This is a genomic window from Fimbriimonas sp. LA-C6 (assembly GCF_055398105.1).
This window is the reverse complement of the sequence record NZ_AP038796.1, coordinates 609,202-628,142: the sequence shown is the minus strand read 5'-3', so window position 1 is coordinate 628,142 and position 18,941 is coordinate 609,202. Positions and strand designations below refer to the sequence as shown.

13 protein-coding genes and 3 pseudogenes are annotated in these 18,941 nt (G+C 54.3%); 9 read left to right on the top strand and 7 right to left on the bottom strand.

All coding sequences use genetic code 11. The features are described from left to right. Positions 1–15: 15 nt before the first annotated feature. The 5 genes and pseudogenes from ACZ51B_RS02990 to ACZ51B_RS02970 all read left to right on the top strand — a co-directional run bounded on the left by ACZ51B_RS02990 (position 16) and on the right by ACZ51B_RS02970 (position 4,644). Positions 16–1,461 carry an FAD-binding oxidoreductase gene (locus ACZ51B_RS02990; RefSeq protein ID WP_464295747.1) on the top strand — a complete coding sequence of 482 codons (1,446 nt, stop codon included), beginning with the start codon at positions 16–18 and terminating at the stop codon, positions 1,459–1,461. Then, a complete protein-coding gene (locus tag ACZ51B_RS02985) occupies positions 1,419–2,465 on the top strand; it encodes an FAD-binding oxidoreductase (protein ID WP_464297213.1) in 1,047 nt (348 codons plus the stop codon). The genes ACZ51B_RS02990 and ACZ51B_RS02985 overlap by 43 nt, the downstream gene beginning before the upstream one ends. An 83-nt stretch (positions 2,466–2,548) precedes the next feature. Next, positions 2,549–2,761: pseudogene (locus tag ACZ51B_RS02980) on the top strand (hypothetical protein); the annotation flags it as partial. A gap of 219 nt (positions 2,762–2,980) precedes the next feature. After that, positions 2,981–3,451 (top strand): hypothetical protein, encoded by a 471-nt coding sequence (locus ACZ51B_RS02975; RefSeq protein WP_464297212.1) that lies wholly within the window; start codon positions 2,981–2,983, stop codon positions 3,449–3,451. Further along, positions 3,448–4,644, top strand: a complete 1,197-nt coding sequence (locus tag ACZ51B_RS02970; RefSeq protein ID WP_464295746.1) for a (Fe-S)-binding protein — start codon at positions 3,448–3,450, stop codon at positions 4,642–4,644. Before ACZ51B_RS02975 ends, ACZ51B_RS02970 begins: the two co-directional genes overlap by 4 nt. Here the strand turns inward: ACZ51B_RS02970 and ACZ51B_RS02965 are convergent. The 4 genes from ACZ51B_RS02965 to ACZ51B_RS02950 form a co-directional block, all read right to left on the bottom strand. Further along, positions 4,625–5,599 (bottom strand): SDR family oxidoreductase, encoded by a 975-nt coding sequence (locus ACZ51B_RS02965; RefSeq protein WP_464295745.1) that lies wholly within the window; start codon positions 5,597–5,599, stop codon positions 4,625–4,627. The genes ACZ51B_RS02970 and ACZ51B_RS02965 overlap by 20 nt on opposite strands. 17 nt (positions 5,600–5,616) lie before the next feature. After that, positions 5,617–6,234, bottom strand: coding sequence for a DUF1906 domain-containing protein (locus ACZ51B_RS02960; protein ID WP_464295744.1), 618 nt, complete (start codon positions 6,232–6,234; stop codon positions 5,617–5,619). 359 nt (positions 6,235–6,593) lie between these two features. Beyond that, a complete protein-coding gene (locus ACZ51B_RS02955; RefSeq protein WP_464295743.1) occupies positions 6,594–7,925 on the bottom strand; it encodes a carbohydrate porin in 1,332 nt (443 codons plus the stop codon). Then, complete coding sequence (locus tag ACZ51B_RS02950; protein WP_464295742.1) at positions 7,922–8,119, bottom strand: hypothetical protein; 198 nt, start codon at positions 8,117–8,119, stop codon at positions 7,922–7,924. Before ACZ51B_RS02950 ends, ACZ51B_RS02955 begins: the two co-directional genes overlap by 4 nt. Positions 8,120–8,603: 484 nt before the next feature. Here ACZ51B_RS02950 and carA point away from each other — a divergent pair, with 484 nt between their 5' ends. Continuing rightward, the gene (gene carA / locus ACZ51B_RS02945; RefSeq protein WP_464295741.1) at positions 8,604–9,713 is read left to right on the top strand and encodes a glutamine-hydrolyzing carbamoyl-phosphate synthase small subunit; all 1,110 of its coding nucleotides are present in this window, start codon (positions 8,604–8,606) and stop codon (positions 9,711–9,713) included. 7 nt (positions 9,714–9,720) lie between these two features. On the opposite strand, the gene ACZ51B_RS02940 is transcribed toward carA, so the two are convergent. Next, positions 9,721–10,059, bottom strand: coding sequence for an EGFR-like transmembrane domain-containing protein (locus ACZ51B_RS02940; protein ID WP_464295740.1), 339 nt, complete (start codon positions 10,057–10,059; stop codon positions 9,721–9,723). Positions 10,060–10,258: 199 nt separating this feature from the next. Between ACZ51B_RS02940 and carB (ACZ51B_RS02935) the strand changes: the two are divergent. The 3 genes and pseudogenes from carB (ACZ51B_RS02935) to carB (ACZ51B_RS02925) all read left to right on the top strand — a co-directional run. Further along, positions 10,259–12,097 (top strand): annotated as a pseudogene (carB, locus tag ACZ51B_RS02935) (carbamoyl-phosphate synthase large subunit); the annotation flags it as partial. Between the two features lie 18 nt (positions 12,098–12,115). Continuing rightward, positions 12,116–12,916 carry a nucleotidyltransferase domain-containing protein gene (locus ACZ51B_RS02930; RefSeq protein WP_464295739.1) on the top strand — a complete coding sequence of 267 codons (801 nt, stop codon included), beginning with the start codon at positions 12,116–12,118 and terminating at the stop codon, positions 12,914–12,916. Between the two features lie 62 nt (positions 12,917–12,978). Continuing rightward, positions 12,979–14,619 (top strand): annotated as a pseudogene (gene carB, locus ACZ51B_RS02925) (carbamoyl-phosphate synthase large subunit); the annotation flags it as partial. 65 nt (positions 14,620–14,684) lie between these two features. Here carB (ACZ51B_RS02925) and ACZ51B_RS02920 read toward each other — a convergent pair. Together ACZ51B_RS02920 and ACZ51B_RS02915 are read right to left on the bottom strand one after the other, a co-directional pair. Beyond that, entirely contained in the window at positions 14,685–16,856 is a 2,172-nt protein-coding gene (locus ACZ51B_RS02920; protein WP_464295738.1) for a hypothetical protein, read from the bottom strand. A 45-nt stretch (positions 16,857–16,901) separates the two neighbouring features. Continuing rightward, on the bottom strand, positions 16,902–18,941 hold the full coding sequence (locus ACZ51B_RS02915) for a hypothetical protein (protein ID WP_464295737.1): 2,040 nt from the start codon (positions 18,939–18,941) through the stop codon (positions 16,902–16,904).

Sequence of the window (18,941 nt, the reverse complement as noted above, 5' to 3'; positions counted from 1 at the left end):
AGTGCAGGGACCAGCATGGCAGATCGAGATAGGAGGGTGCAGGAGTTAAGAGACCTGCTCGGCGCAGACAATGTGCTGAGCGGGGATGCGGTCTCGCGGGCGTACGATTGCGATGCGTACACCGTAGACCGCAGTTCGCCAGATGCGGTGGTATTACCCAAGGACACAGCTGAGGTTGCCAAGGTGGTGCGCTGGTGCAACCAACGGAGTGTCCCGTTCACCGCTCGCGGAGCAGGCACAGGTCTAAGTGGTGGGACCATGCCCGCGCTTGGCGGAGTGGTGATCTCCTCAAAGCGCATGACCGAGATCTTAGAGATCGACCGGGTCAATCGCTGCCTGCTGGCCCAAGCGGGGACGGTCAACAAGAAGCTGAGCGACGCCGTAAAACAGCACGGCCTCCACTTCGCGCCCGATCCTTCCTCCCAATCAGTCTCCACCCTCGGCGGAAACATCGCCGAGAATGCGGGCGGGCCGCACACCCTCAAGTACGGCGTCACCGTGCAGCACGTGTTGGGCGTCACCATGGTGGACCCTGCGGGCGAGATCGTGACCCTGGGCGGCAAAGTGGCGGGTGGACCAGGCTTCGACCTCGTGGGCCTGATAGTCGGCGGCGAGGGGACGCTCGGCGTGGTAACCGAGGCTTGGGTCAAGCTCACGCCACTTCCTGTGGAGGTTCAAACAGCCCTCATCTCCTTCGCAAGCGTCCGCGACGCCACCCAAACGGTAGCCGACATCATCGCAGCAGGCACCATCCCCGCGGCCCTTGAGATCATGGACAAGGGCATCTTAGTCGCCGTGAAAGCTGCCTTCAACTTCACTTTTCAGCCTGGGACGGAAGCCATGCTCTTGGTGGAGTGCGACACTGCCGCCTGCGAAGACCCAATCGGCAAGGTGGCCGCCGAGATGGAAGTCGTACACCAAGTGAGCCGGAAGAACGGTGCCCTCGAAATCCAAACAGCGCGAGACGAAGCAGAGCGCGCACGGCTCTGGATGGTCCGAAAGAAGAGCGTAGGTGCCATGGGACGCCTAGCTCCCAGCATCGTCACTCACGACGGAGTCATCCCCCGCTCCAAACTGCCCGAGATGCTGGACTACGTCTACGAAGTCGCCGCCCGAAGAGGACTCGGCATCGCCAACATGTTCCATGCCGGAGACGGCAACCTCCACCCCTGCTTCTACTTCGACGACCGCGACCCACATCAGGTGGAGCAGGTGGTAGAGGCCGGTGAGGAACTGATGCGCCGCTGCATCGCGCTTGGCGGAAGCGTCACAGGAGAGCACGGCGTGGGTGTCGAAAAGATCGACCTCATGTCCCTCATGTTCTCCGAAGAAGACCTCCGCTTCCAAGCCGACGCAAAGCGAATCTTCAACGATGGAACGCTCTGCAACCCCTGCAAGGTTCTGCCCAACCAGAAGTCATGCGTAGAGCACAAGAAACGTTGGCGAGGGGCAGCATGGTAGAGCCGGACCTTCGTAAAGTTCATCCTGCCAGCGTGCAGGAGATATCAGATTTGCTCAGAGAAGAGGGGCCAATCGTATTCGGTGCCTTTAAAGGATTCTCGTTGCCGACGGACTTACGTGCGGCTGCGAATCGCGATGCGGGCCGACAGGTTCGCGAGATGGAGCCTCAGCTTTACGATGCGTTTTTGCAGAAGGGCACGGAGGATCCAGACTTTTCTGAGCCGATGTCAGGCACGTTTTTAACTCTCAAGAATCTAGCCGGAGTGATCGAGCACGATGTGGCAGACCAAGTGGTGGTAGTTCGTGGCGGAACTAAGATTCATGACCTCCAACTCGAACTCAAAAAGGTGGGCCAGTGCCTTCCTTTGTTGGGTTACTTCCACCTCGAAGAGAACCCGACCGATGTAGCGGAGTTCGTCTCAAGCTATCCCAGTCGGCTGTCTGACGCGATCCTGCTGAACCTACCGCATGGCTTAGAAGCTCAGTGTGGAACCTGGCGCGACTGGGTGCTTGGGATGACGGTGGTGAGGGCGGACGGGACTGTGGTGAAGTGTGGAAGCAGAGCCGTGAAGAACGTCGCAGGGTACGACGTTCAGAAGCTGATGATCGGCTCACGCGGAACTCTTGGAGTCGTGGTGGAACTCATTTTGAAGACCCTCCCAATCAGTGCTGTCCCGTGGCACAGCGTGGTTCCGGGGCCAGCGGTCAAACTGTATGAGGGCTCAAACTTGGTTCAACGAGTGGCGCTAAGCGATCTTCCCGAAGCAGTCTCGCGCGCGGAGCAGTGGATCGTGGGAGCTGATCAGCTGACGGGCACTCTTTGGTGTCACGTCCCGCACGAAATCGACCTCCCGAGATACCCAGGTGACTGGTTGATTCGACGGGACGTCGGAGCGAGAAACCTCCAAATCACCGACCCCACACTAATCAAGTACATGACCAGGGCAAAAGACATCTTCGACCCAACCCGCAAGCTCAATCCTGGGGAGATGGGGATCTTTTGAAGACAGTAACTGAGTTGAAAAAGGTCTATCCCACGACCGTCGACGAAATATCGCAGCTGCTCCAGGAAGAGGGACCATTCTTGATGGGTGAGTTTGAAGGATTTTCTTTCCCAAATCAGCTCAGGCAAGTGTTTGATACTCAGCAATCCCGAGCTTGGAAACGACGTTCTCGGCCCACTGTAGAGGAGACGCTAGAGGAAGAATCGATCATTGAAGTCGGTACCAATATAAGCTTCCGTAAGTTCAAGGATGTGATCGATTTTCGCCCGGACGACCATGTAGTTGTCGTTCGGGCAGGCACCACGTATGGTGACCTCGAACATTTTCTGAAAGTGCATCAGCGTTGGTTACCGCTGTGTACTCACATCTGCTTCGGTCCAGTTCGAAACAGAGATGGGAATCTATGTAGGGGATTTGTGCGAGCAACCCCAATCTCTATCGGGGATTCAATCCTCCTGAATCTACCGAACGGATTTGCATCCCGGTTTGGGTCCTGGCGCGATTGGATAGTTGGGATGCGGGTCGCATTGGCGGACGGTCGCATTGTGGAGGATCGCTTTGAGGGGTATGACCTAGGCGATCTGTTCACAGCATCAAGAGGAACCTACGGGGTCATCGTCGAAGTGAGCCTCAAAACTTGGCCACTGGACGAACGTCAAAAACCTCTCAAATCTGAGATACCAATTCATGACCAGGATCGGAGCTATAACTGGATTCAACGTGTAGCGGACCATGAGTTTGAAGATGCTGTTCGGCGAGCCGGAGATAGCTTGTTTGTAGCGGACCAAGCATCCAACGCTCTTTGGTGCCACGTACCACCAGATCAAGACTTACAGCGGTACCCAGGCGACTGGGTCCTGCGTCGAGGTTGCGGAGAAAAGAACCTCCAAATCACCGACCCCACACTGATCAAGTACATGACCCGAGCAAAGGACATCTTCGACCCAACCCGCAAGCTCAATCCTGGGGAGATGGGGATCTTTTGAAAGACATTCTCGAACTGACAACCCACTGCATCCGCTGCGGCTTCTGCTTGGAGGCATGCCCAACCTTCACCACCACCGCCAGCGAAACAGACTCCCCACGAGGCCGCATCTACCTGGTGCGGTCGGCCGAAGAAGGGAAGTTAAAGTGGCAAGAAGATGTTCGGGAGTCGCTGGACAGGTGCTTGGGTTGCCGAGCATGCGAGACAGCCTGTCCCAGCGGAGTGGAGTACGGGCTGATCCTGGAGATGGCAAGGGATAAGCTAGAAGATGAAAAGGGGCAGCTTGCAAAGTCGCTACTCCTCAAGACCACGACAACGCCCGCCCTACTGAAGCTGAGCGGCTTGCTTCCAGGCCAGCGCGTGCCAGGCGTGCTCTCAAAAATGTTGAGCGGACAGGCACCAGAAGCGGACAAGCCGATCCCACAAAGAGGCCAGCTGCCCAAATGGGATGAAACCCAACTTCCGCCTGTAAAAGGGGAGGTGTACTTCCTGGAGGGCTGCGCCATGAGCGTCCTCTACAAGCGAGTCAACGAGGCGAGCAAGCGTCTGCTCAGGCGAGTTGGCTACACCGTTAAGGAACTGAAGGGGTGTTGTGGGGCTCTCCACGCACACAACGGTCATGGCGGCGAAGCGCGAATGATGGGTATTGAACTCGTGGCAAGCACGGCTAGAGGGCTGCCATTCGTGGTCAATTCCGCCGGTTGCGGTTCGACAATGAAGGAGCTTGGAAACCAATTTCAGATGCCAGGGGTGATTGATTTCTCAAGCAGAGTCTTCGACCTCTCCGAGTTCCTCCTCCAAAACGGCTTACCAGAACAACTCGCCAAAGCTCCAGGCATCACCCAACGAGTCACCTACCACGACGCCTGCCACCTAGCCCACGGACAGAAGATCCGAAACGAACCCCGAGAACTCATCAAAGCGATCCCAGGCATCGACTACGTCGAACTCCCCGAAGCCGACACATGCTGCGGCAGCGCCGGAATCTACAACGTCACCCAGCCGGTACTCGCAAGGCAACTGCTGGAAAGGAAGTACCAACACATCCGGGAAACAAACGCTTTACTGGTGGCAACAGGCAACCCAGGCTGCCACGCCTGGATCGCGCAGGCCGCGCGAGAGCACGGCCAATACGTACAGGTGATGCATACGGCTGAACTGCTGGAGTCCGCCTTTAACCAAATCGAGCAATAAGCGCTTCTTGCCGCTCGTTCATCTTTTCATCGACCTTCTGTCGAGTAGGGTCGGCATCGTACCAACTCATGATCTCCTCGGCGCCCCGTGAGAATGGAATGTCGCACTGGAAAGATGGCACAAGTTTCTTGACCTTAGAGTTATCAAACATCATGCTGTTGCTCTTGTCGCCCAGAAGTCCTGGACCCCAATCGGGGAACATCTTGGCAATAGCCAGCGAAGGGACGTGGACCTTCGTGGCCACCGTCCCTGCAGCCGAGGCCACGAGGTCGAAGATCTGGTTCCAAGTAAGCCACTCATCGCTCGTAATGTGAAACGCCTCCCCAATCGCGTGGCTATTACCCAGGAGCGGCACAAAGCCCTTGGCGAAATCCTTGTGGTGAGTGAGGACCCAAATGGAAGTGCCGTCACCAGGAACCACCACGGGCAACCCCTTCCGCATTCGATCAACAATCGTGTAGCCACCATCAAAGGGCAGCAGCGTCTTGTCGTAAGTATGCGAGGGCCGGACGATGGTGTAAGGGAACTTGTGTTCGCGGTATGCCCTCACCAGCACCTCTTCACAAGCGATTTTGTTGCGCGAGTATTCCCAGTAAGGGTTGTCGAGCACAGTGGACTCGGTCACAGGAAGTATCGACGGAGGAGTCTGATAAGCCGAGGCCGAGCTGATGAACACGTACTGCTGGGTTCGGTTCTTAAACAACTCAATGTCTCGTTCGATCTGACCAGGTGAATAAGCAATCCAGTTAACAACCCCATCGAACTTGAGGTCACCCAGCGCCTTCTGGGTGGCTTCAACGTCATTGATGTCGGCTTCAACAACATGCGCTCCCGGCGGCGTTCCACGGTGCGACTTGCCCCGGTTGAGCAGATACAGTTCAATCCCCGACTCCAAGGCAAGCGGGGAACAGGCCGAGCTGATAATCCCAGTCCCACCAATGAAAAGCACTCGCATGGTGGAGTTTTACCGGATCAAGACGAGGATAGTTGCCAGCCGCCAGCGTTTCCATTGCTGATGTCGATATCAACATCCAGACCAAGCACGTGAGTCACCGAAGTCTGCTTCATGTTCCAACTGCTGTAATCATGACCAGCCCACCCAGAGGAAACCGCAAGCCAGGTGTAGTCCAGGTAGGCCGCGTTCTCGGAAAGCCACTGACAAGTGAGGCCCGATCCGTACACACCAACGTGATACAGCGGCGTGTCCGTGGAAGCGTCTAGGAAGTCAGCAATCGCGTCGAAGTAAGGCTTGATCGAGTGGACCAGATGGGAAAGAGGCGCATCGTAGTCCACCGCAAAATAGATCGGCGACGTGGAAGGCTGTCCAGCTGCCTGAGCCTGCAAACACGCGATCTTAGCATCATGAACCCCTTGCTGAGCCGTGAAGTACGACCGATGATCCGAAGCGCCTTCGTACACGGTGACGATATAAAGCCCCGCATCAGTAAGCGCCTGTGCCTCCTTCCGCGTCAGGTGCGGATAAGAGCTCGCCTGCGACCGGTAGTACCGCACCACAAACTCAAACCCCTGTTCAGCAATGTCCGCAGCATAGTCGGTCGTGTCAACAGCAGTATCCAGTCCTTTGGGCATGAAAGGAGTTTACAACGGGTTCTTTCGTGAGGACTGTTAAGAACTCCTGACTCGGGCCAGAACCATGTCAGTGAGCCCCCTCGAAACTCCTCTCCCAAAACCGCCCTAAAACCAAGAAAAACCCAAAAAAACGCCCAAAAAACACCAAATTTTAGTACTATTTTTCACCCAACACGCCCTCTCCAACCCCCAAAAACCACCCCATCCCCAGCTTCAAACCCAGCCCAAAGCCCCACCCCCAAAAAACCTGTCCCGTAACATCCCAACCAAGGAACACCCCCAAACGACCTCTGAAAACCGAATATCCCCAAAAAATTTCCGAAAAACGAGAAAAAACGCCCCCACCAAACAGGTGGCTTTCAGAACTCGAAATGCAGGCGGAACCCTGCTACCGGCACGGGACCTCGGTCTTTGTTGTAGCCGGGGTTAGAGATCAGTTGGAGGTCAAGGCCAGCAGTAATGCCCTTCTTCACCGAGTAGTTGTAGTAAGACTCCAATATCCGCTCTGGCCCGTAGTTGAGCTTGCCGTCCCCCAACAGGAACCCAAGTCCACCCGCTGCCAAGTAGTCTCGATGAGCTGACGAGAGTCCGTTTTGAGCAAGTGCAATGGCGAAGTGGTCATCCGGTCGGTGCCAGCGCTTGCCGCTGATCTGCAATCCCAAGCTAAAGCTCTGCTCAGCCTCGGTATAAGCAAAACTCTCCGTAGCCCCATCATTCCATGCGGCTCGCGCGAAGAGACCGGTGTCCCCATCATCGTTCAGTGGCTGCTCAAAACTGGCACTGAACCCATACTTGATGGCCCCATCTTTGCGGACAGCCGTGATGTCAGGGGTACCGCCGCCCGCATGTGCCAGCGCATCTCGGTAGTTGCCCATACGTGCTTCGTTTCGATAACCAAGAACCCGCAAGGTAGATGGTGCGAGTTTGTGGGCGAGGGTGGGGTGGACTTCGAGTTCGAGTTGATCCCCTCTTGAAGACGAGATGTTCGCATCCAGCACCTCACCGTTTGCTACCTTGGGCATTTGAAATGAACCTAAACGGAGGGTGTAAGTAGGTTGCACCCACTCGATGGCAAGCCCTTGTGTATAGCCTCGCGTGTCGGCGGCGTAGTCATAGGCGGCGTTGTTGATGAGTGCCCAGTTGGCAAACTGGGTTCGGCTGCTATTGGCATAAGTGTTGACATCAAAGATGTCGTTGGAACCGAACTTGCCACCCGTGATAGTGATCCGATGGGTAGGTCGGGTACCCGCTACCTGGTTGGGGGCCTCGGCTACCTTCTCTTCACCTTCACCGGTCTTGATATTCCAGCGGAACATGTATCTTGCAAAGTAAGGGCTCACGTCAAGCGATGGGTTTCGAATGACTTCGCCATTGGTGTATCCAGCAAGTCCGATAGCATTGCCAACCCCCTGCCCACGTGCCATTTCTGGGTTCAAATACAGCTCAAAGTTAGGCGTCACTCGCTTGCCGATATAGAGCGTGTAGGTTTGTGAGAGCGCACCTTCCTGGCGGGAGGGAAGGCTATTGGTTCCAGCGTAAGGGCTCTTGAAAGGGAAGAGCTGCTGTTGAATAAAAGTTGCTTGCCCCAGGATCGAGATCTGGGGCTCAGGTGCCTTGCTCTCGGTTTGGGAGATGGCCAGAGGAGAGCAAGACAGGATGAGGGCGAGGGCGGCGGATTGGATCGTGGTCATAGTAGGTTCTCCTGTGTTTGGGTTGCTTCCTCAGCATCGCGGAGCAGGGCAGCGATTCCTCCAGTCTTTGGAAATGGAGTGGTCTCAAAAAAGGGTTGGCAGGCGGTCTTCACTTCCTGCTTGGTGGCTGGGGCGACTTTGCCCACGACGAAAAGGTTGGCCAGTTGGATGCGTGGCAGAGTCCATGCGCGCATGTTCTTACCTCCTGTTTTTCGGTCGTGTTCATCCGTAGGGGATGAACCCAGAAACGAAAAGGCGTTCGGAAACAGCTGTTTCCGAACGCCCTCAGGAGGGACTCCTAATCAGAGATTAGGTTCGGAAACGACGTTTTCGGTCAGCCTTGCCAAAGATGCACATGGTGCAACTCGGGGGTTGGGTTTTACTGTCGTGTTCCATTGGTTTGTTGGGTGATTTGTCATGAATTGACGTGAATCACCGATATTTGGACTGTACCGCCGTATTTTTTGGTTTGGCAACCATTTGGGTCCTTCTTAAACAGAAAAACTCACTTTTTCTTAGTGAATCGCGTGTTTTTGAAGCTGAATACGATACGGGCTTATGGTATTTCGATGTCCCGCTCGATCTGCGTTGAATCAGTTGAAAACCTCAAAACAAGTAGCTTGTGTTGGCGAAACTCAAGCAAATGGAACGCTCTTGACGGTATCTTTTTAACTTAGATTGAAGCGATTCCTCATCCTTAGTGACGGTATGGTCTACGAGGGCAAGCCCCTTGGAGCCTCGGGAGAAACAGTCGGTGAGGTTGTATTCAACACCGGCATGACCGGGTACCAAGAGATCCTCACAGATCCAAGCTATGCAGGTCAGATTGTCCTGCTCACCTATCCTCTCATCGGCAACTACGGCATTAACGACGACGATTTTGAGTCGGATCGAATCCAGCCGACCGGGTTCATCGTTCGCGAGGCCTGCGAGATTCCATCCAACTGGCGGGCTACTAAATCCATCCATCAGCTACTTGAAGAGCGGGGAACCGTCGCCATTCAGGGGCTAGACACACGAGCGATCACCAAGCACATCCGAAGTGCGGGCGTGACCATGGGTGTCATCGCGGATGACTTGGAAGCGGGCAAGGCACGTTTGCAGGCTGCTAAGTCTTACGATGAAACCGACTTCGTGATGGACGTCAGCACCAAGACGGCGTACAAGTGGGGCAGAGAGGGGCGCGAGTCCATTGGCGAACCTGGCGAGGCTGGAAGGTTGAAACTTGCTGTAATCGACTGCGGTCTCAAGTACAACATTCTCCGACGTTTCTACAAAGCAGGCTGCCAGCCCATCGTTTTCCCTGCAACTACAAGTGCCGAGGAGATACTGTCTTGGAAGCCAGACGGCATCTTACTCTCCCCTGGACCTGGCGACCCTGCTCGGCTTGAGCCTGTGGTTGAGACCGTGCGGGGGCTGATTGGTAAGAGGCCGATGTTTGGCATCTGCTTGGGTAACCAGCTACTTTGCCATGCGATTGGCGGCGAGACCTATAAGCTGAAGTTTGGACACCGTGGCTCGAACCACCCGGTGAAAGATCTTCTGACTGGAAAGGTAACGATTACCTCCCAGAACCACGGTTATGCGATTGATCCGAACTCCCTGGTGGGTACCGGTGCCGAAGTCACACAGATCAATCTGAACGATGAGACAGTTGAAGGTATCCGGATCAAGGCTGAGCAGGCCAGCAGCATCCAGTACCACCCAGAGGCCGCTCCTGGCCCTTGGGATTCACGCCCTTACTTCACGGAATTCGTGGAGCAGATGGCGCTTGTTGGTAAGAAGTAACAGTCGCTTAGGCGACCGTTGAGTTGTACGCTCCGATCTTCTTGGAGCGTACAAACCAAAATGTACCGAGTCCGACCAGAACCAAAACGGCGGACGACCCCACGATCACTCCAATCTCGCTGGAAGAGCTCTTCGTTTCCTGGATAGGTGCTTCACTTGTCGACTGGCTCACCGTCGGGCTGGATTGTGGCTTCGGTGCCGGAAGCACGGGGCCGGTGTCTGCGTTCTTTTCGGGTGTCGCTGCATTTCCAACAAGCGAATTGGTCGCTTTAGTGCCGGATGTTTGGGCTTGGTGTTGGAGACCAGGAAAGGACTGTGCGTGTGATACGCCCCCTGCAACAACCAAGGCTCCGATTATTAAAGTACAACGCATTCCCAAAAAAAACTCCTTAATCAAACAATCGGCAACAGCAGGACCGCAAAGAAGGGATACAGGCAAATGACACGCAACAACTAGTAATTGCGCCGGAGTTGCCTCTATCAGACAGAAGACGAGTTTATCTTAACTAAGAGTTCCCAATACCTGTCACAATAAACATTCGAGAATGAAGGTCCTCGTTATCGGCTCCGGTCCCATCGTTATTGGCCAGGCGGCCGAATTTGACTACGCTGGCACGCAAGCTTGCAAAAGCTTGAAAGAAGAAGGCCACGAAGTAGTTTTAATCAACAGCAACCCAGCCACGATCATGACCGATCCTGGGGTTAGCGACGCACTCTATATTGAACCGCTCAACGTCGATTTCTGTGAGCGAGTTATCATCCGTGAGCGGCCCGATGCGCTCCTTCCGACCCTAGGCGGACAGACCGGTCTGAACTTGGCTACCCAGTTGCAAGACGCCGGCATCCTAGAGAAATACAACCTCAAGGTTCTTGGAACTCCTCTGAGCGCCATTAAGAAGGCTGAAGATCGCGAGAGCTTCCGCAACTTGATGCGCGAGATCAAAGAGCCTGTACCCGAGAGTTGGATCATTACCAATGAGCAGGAGTTGGAGGCGATTATGGATGTCGTCCCTTATCCTTGCATCATCCGCCCTGCGTACACGTTGGGTGGTACGGGTGGTGGAATTGCGAACACCCGCGAAGAACTGTGGGAGACTGGGCGGAAAGGGCTCAAGCTTTCCATGCGTTCTCAGTTGATGGTAGAGCGGTCTTTGCTCGGCTGGAAAGAGGTCGAGTATGAAGTCATGCGCGACTCTGCTGGGAACTGTATTACGGTTTGTAACATGGAGAACCTGGACCCTATGGGCGTCCATACAGGTGACTCCATCGTTGTGGCTCCATCGCAGACCTTGAGCGACTTGGAGTATCACATGCTCCGCACGGCTTCGCTGAAGATCATCCAAGCACTTGGAATCGAGGGTGGATGTAACGTGCAGCTCGCGGTGAATCCGGAGAGCTTCGATTACTACATCATCGAAGTGAACCCCCGTGTGTCACGATCCTCCGCTCTGGCATCCAAGGCGACGGGGTATCCCATCGCACGAGTTGCTGCGAAGATCGCGGTTGGGTTGACGCTTGACCAGATTGAGAACCAGGTCACGGGTAGCACGAAGGCTTGCTTTGAGCCTGCACTTGACTACTGCATCGTCAAGATCCCTCGCTGGCCTTTCGATAAGTTCGCCAGTGGTGACCGGTCGCTCTTCACACAGATGAAGGCGACGGGTGAGGTGATGGCGATCGACCGATCTTTCGAAGCTGCCCTCATGAAGGCGATTCGTGGGTTGGAAGTGAAGCAGAAAGACCTGCGCCATGTTGGTTTCCAGGCGATGGACGACGAGGGGCTGAGAAGCGCGATCGGGAAGCCTACGGACGAGCGTCTTTGGGCGCTTGCAGAAGGTTTGCGACGCGGATGGGATGTGGATGAGATCAACCGCATCAGCCGCGTGGATCGATGGTTCTTGCGCAAGATCAAGACGTTGATTGCTACAGAGCTCAAGCTGACCCATGTGTCATCACTTGCTGATGACGGGGAAGCGATGGCGAGTCTGATTGAAGAAGCGTTTCTGCTGGGATTCTCTTCGCCGAGCATCGAGTCGATTGTTGGTATCGACTTGGAGTTGAAGAACGGTCTGAAGGCACTGTACGGTGTCGAGGGTGCTTCTTATGAGCCGCTTGCGAAGCTGGGTGCGAGTCTTCAGCCAGAGAATCAGGCTGGCTGGATGCAGATCGCGGCTTCCGCGACGAGCAGCAACCCGGATGCGCAGGCGTTTTGGAGTAAGTACGACAAGACGAATGGCGCTACGGTGGCCAAGATCTTCTGCGCTCATACGATTGCGCATCTGAAGGTGATGCCGGTGTTCAAGATGGTCGATACCTGTGCGGGTGAGTTTGAGTCTCAGACGCCTTACTACTACGGGACCTTTGAGCAGGAAGACGACGCGATCACTGTCCGCGCTTAAGCGATGATTCCGCCCGACGTTCGAAGCGAGATAATGCGCCGCCTTGCTGCCTGCGAGCAAGAGCACGGTGTGCGCATTCTCTTCGCGATTGAGTCGGGCAGTCGCGCTTGGGGGTTTGAATCACCGAACAGTGACTATGACGTGCGCTTCATTTATGTGAGGCCCGCTGAGTGGTACCTGTCGGTGGATCTTGAGTATCGGCGGGATGTCATTGAGTATGAGATTGTCGATGACATCGACTTGAACGGCTGGGACATTCGGAAAGCGCTTGGGCTGTTTTGGAAATCGAACCCCGGGTTTGTCGAGTGGATTCAGTCACCGATTACCTATCTGAATCGAGGCTGTTTTGCCGAGGGAGTGCGGAATCTCTTGCCGGGTGTGTATTCACTCGATAAGGGAATTTATCACTACCGCAGCATGGCGAAGACGAACTTCCGGGAGTATCTGCAGCAGGACATGGTGCGGATCAAGAAGTATTTCTATGTGCTTCGTCCCTTGCTGAGTGTCATGTGGCTGGAGCGTTACGGCTCTGTTGCTCCGATTGAGTTTGGAAAGCTGTTGCATTTGATCGAGGATCAAGAGGGGCTTTACTCTGACGTCCTGGAGTTGCTTGAATTGAAGCGCGGCTTGGAAGAGATGGGGCTTGCTGCGCCGGTTCCGAGTGTTGATGCTTTCATCCGGACTGAGCTGGAAAGGTTGGAGTTGTTTGAGCCTAGCCAGGTGGATCGAACGGAGTCGTTTACGGAGCTCAATCGGTTGTTTCACTCCGTGCTTCGAGAAACCGACGCAGGTTTGTTTCAGTAAAGGCTTCTGCTAACCGTGCACGGGCGGCTCGAAATGAGCCACAATTCTATCTTAGAATGTCTGAAACTGTGCTCGTCCTTGGCTCCGGCCCAATTCGTATCGGCCAGGGAATAGAGTTCGATTACTCTTGTGTTCACTGTGTGTGGTCCCTGCGAGAATTGGGATACCGCCCGATCATCGTGAACAACAATCCCGAGACTGTCAGTACCGACTTTGACACGGGTGACGGTCTGTATTTCGAGCCTGTAACCCTTGAAGATGTTCTTGACGTGGTCGCTCACGAAAAGCCCATTGGAGTTGTGTGTCAGTTTGGTGGACAGACGGCGATCAACTTGGCTGAGGGGCTTGAGGATCGTGGAATTGCTGTTTTGGGTACTTCGCCCAAGGCGATTGCTCAGGCTGAAGACCGCGAGCAGTTTGATGCCCTTCTTGAGAGTTTGAACATTCCTCGTCCTAAAGGCAAGGCGGTTCGTTCTTTAGAGGAAGCGAGAGTTGTCGCGGCTAATGTTGGCTATCCGGTGCTGGTTCGACCGAGCTTTGTTCTGGGTGGCCGAGCGATGGAGATCGTTTTCAGCGAAGACCATCTCAACCGGTTTTACAGTGAGGCAGAGTCTGCGAATCCTGGTCAGCCTGTGCTTGTTGATAAGTACCTGTTGGGCAAGGAAGCTGAGGTTGATGTTATCTCCGATGGAGAGGACACATTGGTGCCGGGCATCATGGAGCACATTGAGCGCGCAGGCGTTCACAGTGGCGACTCGATGGCGGTTTACCCACCGGTATCTCTGAGTTTGGACATCCAGTCTCAGATGGTTCTGAGCGCCTGCAAGATTGCGCGAGCGCTTGGAGTTAAGGGCCTGATGAACATCCAGTTCGTGATTGCGGACGGCCCTGATGGGAAGCCGTTGGCATATGTGCTTGAGGTGAACCCTCGTGCGAGCCGAACGGTGCCTTATCTCAGCAAGGTGACGCGGGTTCCGATGGTGGACCTTGCCACTCGCTGCATGATGGGCAAGAAGCTGAAGGATTTGGGTTACAGCAGTGGCCTTTGGTGCCTGCAGGGTGGCGAGAAGACTTCCATTATCCCTGAGTCACAGTTTGAGGATGGCAGTGCGCAGCTTCCGACTCCGATTCTGTATGCGATCAAGGCGCCTGTCTTTAGCTTCCAGAAGCTTGGAAAGGTTGAGCCAAGTCTTGGGCCTGAGATGAAGAGTACGGGCGAAATCCTCGGGATTGACCGGACATTTGAAGGTGCTCTGTACAAGGCGATGGTTGCCAGCCACATTGTGTTCAAGGGCGATGGGGTTGTGATGATCACGGTCCGAAATGAGGACAAACCGATGGCGATCGACATTGCTGAGAAGCTGCTTGCGAACGGCTACCAGATCGCGGCGACGCCTGGTACGGCGAAGTCATTGAACGATGCGGGAATCGCTTGTGAGTCGGTGAATAAGATTCAGGCGGGGTCTCCGAACATTCTGGATGCGATCATGACTGGGAAGGTCAGTCTTATGATCAACACTCCTGGTCTTAATGAGACCAGTGAGAGTGAGGCTGCAAGGATTCGACGAGCGTGTATTGAGACGGGCGTTCCTTGTGTGACGAGCATTGACACTGCGGCGGCACTGATCCGAGCTCTTGAAGTGTTCTCCGACCCGACTAAGGCGACTTGTCTGCGGTTGGAAGAGTATTTCCAGCCCGCCTAAATGCGCAAAAAAGCTCCTGCGTTGATTTCAACGCAGGAGCTTTTTTGTTTGGGATGGAGTCCTCACTAAGGAGGTGTGATTCGGCCAGTTCCTCCGAATCCGCCGTACGCTCCCATGGGGGATTTCTTTAGCTCGGCGTACTTGGCGTCGATCTGTTTTTGCATCTCGGCTGGGAGAGCGTTTAGGTTGACTGTCTTGGCGCCTTTTGGTAGTTTACGGTCGGTGAGAGTTTGTCTGGTGACCACTCCGGGTGCTACGTGGAATGTGAATAGCATTTTGGTTTCTTGGCCCATGAGCGCTTTCTCCGGCAGAGTTACGCTAGCGCCAGCCACGCCCTTTGTGAGGTCTTGCATCAACTTCATCGATGCCATTTCGTCCGCACCCATGGCCATGCCATCGGTGGACCCTTCCTTCTCGATCATCTGGAGGTAGTTGCCAGTTTGGGCGGTCACTTCAATGTATCCGTCTCCTAGCAGGCCGGTCGGTAGAAGTTCGGTGGGTTCTGATTTGTAGTCGACCGCGTTGCCTCCCATCCCGAACATGTCGAATGCTCCCATGAACATGTCGGTTGCCGATGCTTTTTGTCCTTCGGGTCGGAGAGCAGTTCCTGCCCCGTATACCATTGCGGCGATGGTGCTTTGTTGGTCTTGGGTAAGGCTACGGAAGGCCAATTTTTGGCCACCTATAAGAGCCTCGCGCTGGCCTTGTGAGAGCTGTCCGTAGAGTCGAAGCATGTTCCAGTTGGTGAGGCCCTGGAATCCGCTCATGATTTCACTCCGAGCGGACCCTGCTAAGTACATCAGCGATACGAGATTCCTCAAGGGTGAGTCTGACTTGACGGCAAAGGTGCTGAGTGCTTCTAGCCTTGTCACCGAGTCGCTGTTCAAGTTGCCCAGGAACTTAGCCATAGCCTCTCGATCGAGTTGTTTTGCCCTGGATTCTGCCGGCTTGCTGGGTTTTATGATGAGGAATGCAGGGTCTTTTACGATCTGAACCCCGCCTTCCTCGTTGAAGTTTTCTTCGAATGCTTCGACGGTTGAGGCGGGAATGCCGTCAAGCGATCCGACGAGGATAGAGTCTGGGAGGTCTGCGATTACCTGTTGCTTGTTTCGCTTGGCCATTGCCAAGATGCTGTCCGTTGTTGCCAGGCTTAAGGGGTCGATTGTGTCGGGACTTCTGAGGACGGCTTTGGCGTCGTCGGGAATTGGGCTGCCCATGAGGCCACCGCTGCTTAAGGCTTTGACTGCGGTAATGAACAGTTGCGTATTTTTCGAAAACTCGATGGGGGTTGTTGTTGTGGGTTCCTGCTTTCCTTTATCTTTCGCTTTGCGCATGGCGGAATTCACCATGCCCATGAAGCCGCCCATTTCTAGAGTTGTGGAACCGTCGAGGAGAACATTGCCTTTTGCGTCGTAGGCGATGGCGGATGCGGTGGTCATGTCGAAAAGTGGCATCTGAGAGATGATGAGGATGACCTTGGCTATGGGTTGGTCGATCTTTTTCATCTTGCGGGCCATGCTCTCTTTGAATCCTGGCGGCAACATGGCGTCTTCCTCGGGGGAATCGGGGGTGCCGATGTCGCTGGGTGCATCTCCAAGTGATGTGTTGTGTTGGCTGACCCAATCGGTAACGACTGCGTTGATGTTGCCCGTAAACGGCCTTTGCGCGTGCGTAGGTGAGCTAGAGAAAACAATTCGTCCATCAGATCCCAGCGAAGCAAGGTCCGCTAGGTTGGCGAAGCTGAGCAGCTTGACCACCGGGATATCTTGAGGGGCAAAGGAATCTGGGAATGGGGCCGCTCCCTCTCCTATATTTTTCGATGGTTTGTCACTTGCTGGCACGCCCTCTCTGGCGGCGGGAAGGGGTTTGGGTCTGCTTTCGTCTATCTTTTTCTTGATTAAAGCGCGCAGATCGGCGATCTTCTTGTTGGTTTCTGCCAGTTGTTCTCGTTGGCGAAGCCCCGCTGCTGGAATGAGTCTGTAGGTTTTGCCATCTTGCTTCCACTCCCCTGAGGTGACGACGGCTATCTTGTCGAGCACTGTTTGAACGGGGGCATCTTGTACCGAAATGAGAAGGACTTCGTTTGCCATGGACGGGGTTGCTTGGATGTCCAGCTTGGCGGCCTTTCCTAGTTCGGTCAGAACGGTCTTCGCTCTGCCTGCGGGCATGGAGAATGTGACGTTCGGCGACTGCGCGTTCGCGATAAGCAGATGAGCCAGACAAGTAGCGACCAACATAGCTTTATCTTACTGTTGATTCGCGCGGCAGGGAAGTCTTCTTACCTACGGAGTTGGTGGAACTGTCTTGGGGAGTGTTTCGGAGGGGATGTTGAAGAGGTTGTGAGTTTCCTTTCTCTGGTTTCGCACTGCTTGCATTTTCTTTTGAATCTCCTCTGGAAGCGAGGCCATGCTGTAGATTCGCGCCCCCTCGCGGATTCGTGGTTCAGTTAGGTTGATGGTCGCTACGATTTGGTTTGGTAGCTGAATCGTTATCTCCGTAGAGTGGAATGCCGCAAGGCGACACCCCTGAGGTTGTACTGGTGGCTTTGTTATGAGCACTGCGCCAGGAGAATTTGATGATAAATCTTGTCCCACTTGAGACCAATTGACGTACGATTCGGGAGTTAAGAAGGCGTACGACACAAATCCCGTAGGAGCTTCCAATTGGAGACATGTGTAAGTTGAGGCTTTGCTGACGATCACGCAGGGCTTTTGCAAACCCTCTGGAAGAAGTTCTGTGATCTCCATACGGTAGTCGTCGGTTGAGAAACCGAGCTGTGCGAGGTGAAGAGGATCGTCTAGGCTCGTTTCTTCTTGGCTGCTTATGGTTATTTTTTCAGACAGTTCCGTACTGAAGATCAAGCTTTCGAGTGCAGATTTTGCTTTTGTTCCGAGCGCGGTGGTTTTGAGGCTTCCGCCGTTCTGAACGATTTTTCGTTGTTGCTCCGTTAGTAAGGCGTAAAACTGAAGCGTTTTCCAGGCGCTCTCTGCGATACCGTCTGGGCCGCTGAACGCGCTGAGATACAGTCTGCCAAGGTTTGAGTAGACGGTATTGGGTGCTTCGACGGCCAAGGTAGATAGGCTATCGAGGGAGGCATATTTGTTCTTTTGGACAGATGCTACGAACTTCGCCATTGCGACACGGTTCATTCGTGTTTCCCTCGCCTCCGCGGGTGAGGAGGGCATGATGATGATTGCTTGCTCTGTTGGAATTGTTTTGACGCTACTTTCAAGTACTAGTTGCTCTTCAACGGAGGAAATGTCTCCCTCAATCTCCGGATAGAGCCGTTCTATGGCTGCATCTGGGAGGCATGCGATTAACTGCTTGTTTTGGTATTTTGCGAGTTCTAGCAGGCACTCCGATGTTGAGTAGCTTAGGGGGTCGTTTGTATCTGGGTGAGAGAGGATATCTGCGACTTCTGTAGGGACGGCCACTGCGTTGGCGGTGTCTTGCTGAAGCCATTGGATGAGTGTTTGGCTCTCTTTTGAGAAAACTAAGCGGCTTTTAATACGTGGTGTTGCTGTGAATGTCTGAGGATCGCTGGGTACCTCATCTATTTTGGATTTGCCGGCCATGAGGATCTTCCCAGTTGTTGCCAGGGCAAGAAACTTAGCCTCAAAATTGCCTCCGATTCCGTGCTGAACAGCTACTAGAACCTTTGAGATGGGGGCATTTATTGTTTTGTCGGTTTCCGGGTAGGAGTCCCAGTAAATGGGGCCCGTGTGTTCTGCAGCGAATCGCTCTGCATTTTTGTTATGCAGTTGCTGCCACTTCTTTACGAGTTCGAGAGCTGCCTGCGCGAGCGGATATTGTCTTGAATTTGGTTCGGTTGAAAAGACAGCACGTTCGCCGTCTGGGAGGGCTCCAAGTTGGTCGGAGTTTACGAATTTCAGTAGTCTGAGGCAGTTGTATTCGCATTCATCTGGATTTCTGTAAAAGGAGGTTTCTTGGATGTCGTCGGCGGGTGTTTCGTCTCCTCCTATCTCTTGATTTAGGAAGGCAAGTCGTTTTGCGTCTTCTGCTAGTTTCTGTTTGGCCCGTAGCCCGACGTCTGGGACTAGCTTGTAGACGCCGTTTGAGAGTCGCCATTTGGAGGAGGTGACCCGTGCGATATTGTCCATTACGAACTGTAGTGGAGCATCTTTTACGGACACTAAGATGATTTCTTGTGATGTTTCGGGGGCGACTTCGAGCGGTATGTTGGTCGTTTTGGCTAGCTCTAAAATGATGGATGGCGCTGCGCCTGCACGTGCCGAGAAAGTGACGGTTTGACCGAGCGGGTTGAGGGTCGCCGCACATGCTAGGCACAGGCTGATGAGCAT

Excerpts from the sequence above, each read along its gene's own strand:
- ACZ51B_RS02960 (WP_464295744.1), bottom strand. The coding sequence starts at position 6,234 with ATGCCCAAAGGACTGGATACTGCTGTTGACACGACCGACTATGCTGCG.
- ACZ51B_RS02950 (WP_464295742.1), bottom strand. The coding sequence starts at position 8,119 with ATGCGCGCATGGACTCTGCCACGCATCCAACTGGCCAACCTTTTCGTC.
- ACZ51B_RS02990 (WP_464295747.1), top strand. The coding sequence starts at position 16 with ATGGCAGATCGAGATAGGAGGGTGCAGGAGTTAAGAGACCTGCTCGGC.
- ACZ51B_RS02915 (WP_464295737.1), bottom strand. The coding sequence starts at position 18,941 with ATGCTCATCAGCCTGTGCCTAGCATGTGCGGCGACCCTCAACCCGCTC.
- ACZ51B_RS02930 (WP_464295739.1), top strand. The coding sequence starts at position 12,116 with ATGATTCCGCCCGACGTTCGAAGCGAGATAATGCGCCGCCTTGCTGCC.
- ACZ51B_RS02985 (WP_464297213.1), top strand. The coding sequence starts at position 1,419 with ATGCGTAGAGCACAAGAAACGTTGGCGAGGGGCAGCATGGTAGAGCCG.
- ACZ51B_RS02920 (WP_464295738.1), bottom strand. The coding sequence starts at position 16,856 with ATGTTGGTCGCTACTTGTCTGGCTCATCTGCTTATCGCGAACGCGCAG.
- ACZ51B_RS02965 (WP_464295745.1), bottom strand. The coding sequence starts at position 5,599 with ATGCGAGTGCTTTTCATTGGTGGGACTGGGATTATCAGCTCGGCCTGT.
- ACZ51B_RS02975 (WP_464297212.1), top strand. The coding sequence starts at position 2,981 with ATGCGGGTCGCATTGGCGGACGGTCGCATTGTGGAGGATCGCTTTGAG.
- ACZ51B_RS02955 (WP_464295743.1), bottom strand. The coding sequence starts at position 7,925 with ATGACCACGATCCAATCCGCCGCCCTCGCCCTCATCCTGTCTTGCTCT.